This window comes from Brevundimonas sp. UBA5866 (genome assembly GCF_002432125.1).
Lineage (GTDB): Bacteria > Pseudomonadota > Alphaproteobacteria > Caulobacterales > Caulobacteraceae > Brevundimonas.
Genome location: NZ_DJFS01000061.1, coordinates 1 through 4,865, shown reverse-complemented (window position 1 = coordinate 4,865; position 4,865 = coordinate 1). Strand labels below are relative to the sequence as shown.

Sequence of the window (4,865 nt, the reverse complement as noted above, 5' to 3'; positions counted from 1 at the left end):
CCGGCCGGAGCCAGGACGATCGCCTCGCAGCCCGACAGGGCGGCCATTAATGGCGCAAGGGCGAGCGGCCGCAGCAGACGCGATCTCAGCGCGCGGCGGACCGGATTGGCGGGGGTTGCGGGCAAGGTTTCGGTCATTGCCACGGCCCCGTAGACCCAAGGACAAACATCGGACATTGGACAATCCGTCCTATCCCGCGCGCAGGCTGCGCGGAGCAAAGGAGCGGCTCATTCATTCTATCAATATGGGCGCATTGACGCCCGGTCGCAGAGAACGGCATCTGTCATGAACGCTTCAGGCGCGCCTTCTTCCGAGTCCCTTGAACGGGACGCCAGCCAGATCAACGCGCGACATGGCAAAATCGACGCGGGTGAAATTGCTGTTGGCGTAATTATTGGCCGTACGTCGGAGTTTTTCGACTTCTTCGTCTATGCCATCGCCTCGGTCGTTGTCTTCCCGCAGTTGATCTTCCCGTACGCGGGTCCGCTGGGCGGAACTCTTCTTTCGTTTGCCGTTTTCGCGCTGGCTTTCCTCGCCCGCCCGATCGGCTCCTCGCTGTTTATTGCTGTGGACCGCAAGTTCGGTCGCGGCACCAAACTGACCATCGCCCTGTTCCTGCTGGGCATTTCGACCGTCTGCCTGGGCTTCCTGCCCAGCTATGAGACGGCCGGCCACTGGGCCGCTGTGATGCTGATCGTTCTGCGACTGGGTCAGGGCGTGGCCCTGGGCGGTACATGGGATGGCCTGGCCTCGCTGCTGGCCGTGTCGGCGCCGGCGAACAAAAAGGGCTGGTACGCTATGGTGCCCCAGCTGGGCGCACCGTTCGGCCTGATCGTGGCCAGCGCCCTGTTCGCCTATTTCACGGCCAAACTGACCCCGGCGGACTTCTTCGCCTGGGGCTGGCGCTATCCGTTCTTCGTGGCCTTCGCCATCAACGTGGTGGCCCTGTTCGCCCGTCTGCGTATCGTCGTGACCCCGACCTTCCAGTCGGCCTTCCACTCCAACGAGCTGAAGCCGACCTCGGTGCCGATGACCCTGCGCGAGGAAGGCACCCGTATCCTGATCGGTACCTTCGCGCCGCTGGCAGCCTTTGCCATGTTCCACATGGTAACGGTCTATCCGCTGTCGTGGGTCTATCTGTTCACTGACGAGACTCCGACCCGCTTCCTGGTGGTCGAGATCATCGGGGCCTGCTTCGGTGCCGTGGCCATCGCCTACTCGGGCTGGCTGGCCGACAAGTTCGGCCGCCGCAAACTGCTGGGCGTGACGGCCGCGGCCATCGCTGTCTTTTCGGGCTTTGCTCCGCAACTGCTGGACGGCGGTCTGCCGGGCGAACTGGCCTATATGATCATCGGCTTCATCCTGCTGGGTCTGGCCTTCGGTCAGGCATCGGGCGTCATCGCTGCGGCCTATACCCCGCGCAACCGCTATACCGCCTCGGCTCTGACGTCGGATCTGGCATGGCTGTTCGGCGCAGGTTTCGCACCGTTGGCCGCCCTGTGGCTGTCGTCGCAGTTCGGTGCCGCAGCGGGTGGTCTGTACCTGCTGTCGGGTGCGATCATCACCCTGCTGGCGCTGTGGCTGAACCGAAGCATGGGTATCGCCCGCGACTGAGTCGCGGCATCCATCGCCGTAAACAGAAAGGGCGCGGGCGTTATGACCGCGCCCTTTTTTGTCCGCCGCTGTGGCTGCCGCCTCAGCGTTTGTGTCGGGAAGTAAACTCTACAAAGCTTTCGACCCAGCCGCGCAGGAATTTTTCTGTGTCGGCATTGGCGATCTTGCCCTGTTCGTCCAGCAGGTCCGGCTTGAACTGGATATAGGCTTCGGGCTGGTGCATCTGGGCGACGTTGAGGAAACCCAGGACCGGACGCAGCGCAGCCTGCGCCACCGCCGTGCCGATCGCGCCGGGTGATGTGCCGATCACGGCCACCGGCTTGCCGTCAAAGCTGTTCGTGCCCCAGGGGCGGCTGGCCCAATCAATGGCGTTCTTGAGCCCGCCCGGAATGGAGCGATTATACTCGGGCGTCACGATCACAATGCCGTCCGCGCCTTCGATGGCCGCCTTCAGGTCCTTGCCCGCTTTGGGATAGTCGGCGTCGTAGTCGTGGGAATACAGCGGCAGGTCGATGCTGATGTCGAAGAACTCGATGCCATCGGGGGCCAGCCCCTTCAGAGCTTCAGCCAGCTTGCGGTTGATGGACGCCTTGGCCAGGCTGCCGACGATGACGCCAATCTTGAGTGCGGACATAGGATGGAGGCTCCGTTCGCGGTGAAAGTCACCTCCATCAATGCCTGCCAGCTGCCCGCCGTTCCTTCAGACGGTTTAAACGCGCACCTCGCGCTGGTCCCGACCGACTTCGCCGAACACCCGTTGATAGCGCGCGACCTCATCGGCATCGCCCGTGGCCTTGGCGCGGTTGTCGGACAGTTTGACCGCTGGACGCCCGGCAGCTTCGGTCACCTTGCACACCAGCGACATCGGCATCAGTTCGGGGGCCTCGATCGGTGAGCAGTCGCGGAAATCATTGGTCAGATTGGTGCCCCAGCCAAAGCTGGTGCGGACACGGCCTTTGAAGTGGGCGTGTGCCTGTTCGATGGTGTCGACATCCAGCCCGTCGGCCAGCACCAGCAGGCGATCCCTGGGATCGACACCCTTGGACTTCCACCAGTCCATGATGATCTCGCCGCCTTCGATGGGCGGTGCGCTGTCGGGACGGAACCCCTTCCAGTCAGCCAGCCAGTCGGGCGCATCGTCCAGAAACGCCTTGGTGCCAAAGGCATCGGGCAGAACGATCAGCAGGTTGCCGTGATAGGTCTGACGCCATTCCTCCAGCACCCGATAGGGCGCATCGCGCAAGGCCTTGTCGTCCGCGCCTGCCATTGCGGCCACCACCATCGGCAACTCATGGCCATTAGTGCCGATGGCCTCCATGTCGTTGTTCATGGCCAGAAGGACGTTGGAGGTGCCGATAAAAGACTTGCCCAGTCCCGCCTTCATCGCGGCCACGCACCAGTCCTGCCACAGGAAGCCGTGGCGGCGGCGGGTGCCGAAATCCGAGATGACCAGACCATCCAGCTTGCGCAGGCGCTCGATCTTTTCCCACAGCCGGGTCTTGGCGCGGGAATAGAGGATATCCAGCTCGAACCGGCCCATACGGCCCAGCGCCTTGCGGGCGCGCAGTTCGTTTATGATCGACAGGGCCGGGATTTCCCAAAGCGTCACATCGGCCCACGTTCCGCTGAAGGTCAGCAGGTATTGGCCATCCTCACCCTTTTGCAGATCGTATTCCGGCAGCTGATAGGTCGCCAGCCACGCCAGAAAGTCCGGCGTGAAAATCTGCTTCACCCCGTAGAAGGTGTTGCCGCCCAGCCAGATCAATTCCTTGTTGGTGAACCGCAGGGTGCGGGCGTGATCCAGATGGGCGCGAAGTTCCGCCTCGTCGATCTCGTCCACCAGACGCACGGTCTTGGTGCGGTTGATGACGGTAAAGGTCACCGGCACATCACGGAACCGACGCCAGATCAACTGAAGCATCAGCAGCTTGTAGAAGTCCGTGTCCAGCAGGCTGCGGACAATAGGATCAAGCCTCCAGCTATGATCATAGGCGCGTTTGGCGAGATCGACATTGGCCATAAGCGAGTTACTTCTCCGACACGTCCGAGGGCGCGGGATCGACGGCGATCACCTGCCCTTCCTTCTGGGGCTTGATATAGGGTGAGGGCTGCGGCGTTTTCATGTTGCCGCGGATCAGCGAGCGACCGGCCTCCAGTCCGCCCGCCATTTCCAGATCGACCCGCTGGGCATCGCGGGCGCGGACATCCTCAAGCGCCTCTTCGACCTCGACATCTGCCATGCCCAGATTGCGCAGCACCTCGCCGCCAAACACAAGGGCGGATTCGAAAGTCTCGCGGATCTGATAGTCCACACCGGCCTTGAGCAATCGCAGGGTCGCGCCACGGTCATAGGCACGGGCAAAGATTTTCGTGCCCGGAAACTCATGCACGACCAGTTCGACAATACGGTCCGTCGCTTCCTGATTGTCGACGCACACCAGCACCGCCTCGGCCTTCTCAAGACCCGAGGCCCTGAGCGTATCCAGTCGGGTGCCGTCGCCATAATAGACTTTGAAGCCGAAATTGGCGGCGGCCTGGATCATCTCGATGTCTTTTTCGATGATGGACACCTCGACGCCCTGCGCCAGCAGGGGTTGTGACGCCACCTGGGCAAAACGACCAAAGCCGATAACCAGTACCCGCCCGACCAGATCCTTGGCGGCGTCCACGTCTGTGGCATCTTCGGGGGTCAGGCCGCTGTCCGGCTTGGACAGGCGGCTGATCAACAGGGTCGTCAGCGGCGTCAGCGCCATCGACAGAATGACGATGGCCGTCAGGGTCGCGCTGGCCTGTCCGTCGATAACGCCGGCGGTCACTGCCGCACTGTAGAGGACAAAGGCGAACTCGCCGCCCTGCGCGAACAGGGTCGCGCGCTCCATCGCCTCGCTGTGGGACGCCTTCAGCAAACGGCCGACCGCATAGATGACGGTGGCCTTGGCAATCATGAAGGCGGCCAGTCCTGCCAGAACCATTTGCCACTGGTTGACCACCACCGACAGATCAAGCGCCATGCCGACCGACAGGAAGAACAGCCCCAGCAGAATGGCCCGGAACGGCTCTACATCCGCCTCGAGCTGATGCCGGAACGTCGAGTCCGACAGCAGCACACCGGCCAGAAAGGCCCCCATCGCCATAGACAGGCCCACGGAATCCAGCAGCCACGCCGTACCCGCCACGACCAGAAGCGCCGCCGCTGTCATCACTTCGCGGCCACCGTTACGGGCCATGAAGCCGAACACCGGATTGACCAG

General features: G+C 62.7%; 4 protein-coding genes. 1 reads left to right on the top strand and 3 read right to left on the bottom strand.

Features of this window, described 5'->3' with window-relative positions; genetic code table 11:
• The first annotated feature begins 285 nt into the window (after window positions 1-285).
• Entirely contained in the window at window positions 286-1,614 is a 1,329-nt protein-coding gene (locus B3H86_RS06720) for an MFS transporter (protein ID WP_292052229.1), read from the top strand.
• Window positions 1,615-1,696: 82 nt separating this feature from the next.
• On the opposite strand, the gene B3H86_RS06715 is transcribed toward B3H86_RS06720, so the two are convergent.
• From B3H86_RS06715 to B3H86_RS06705, 3 genes are all read right to left on the bottom strand, one after another.
• Window positions 1,697-2,248 carry an NADPH-dependent FMN reductase gene (locus tag B3H86_RS06715; protein ID WP_292052227.1) on the bottom strand — a complete coding sequence of 184 codons (552 nt, stop codon included), beginning with the start codon at window positions 2,246-2,248 and terminating at the stop codon, window positions 1,697-1,699.
• Window positions 2,249-2,323: 75 nt separating this feature from the next.
• Entirely contained in the window at window positions 2,324-3,634 is a 1,311-nt protein-coding gene (locus tag B3H86_RS06710) for a nicotinate phosphoribosyltransferase (protein WP_292052226.1), read from the bottom strand.
• Window positions 3,635-3,641: 7 nt separating this feature from the next.
• Window positions 3,642-4,865 (bottom strand): cation:proton antiporter (locus B3H86_RS06705; RefSeq protein WP_292052224.1); only part of this gene is annotated, 1,224 nt, incomplete at its 5' end.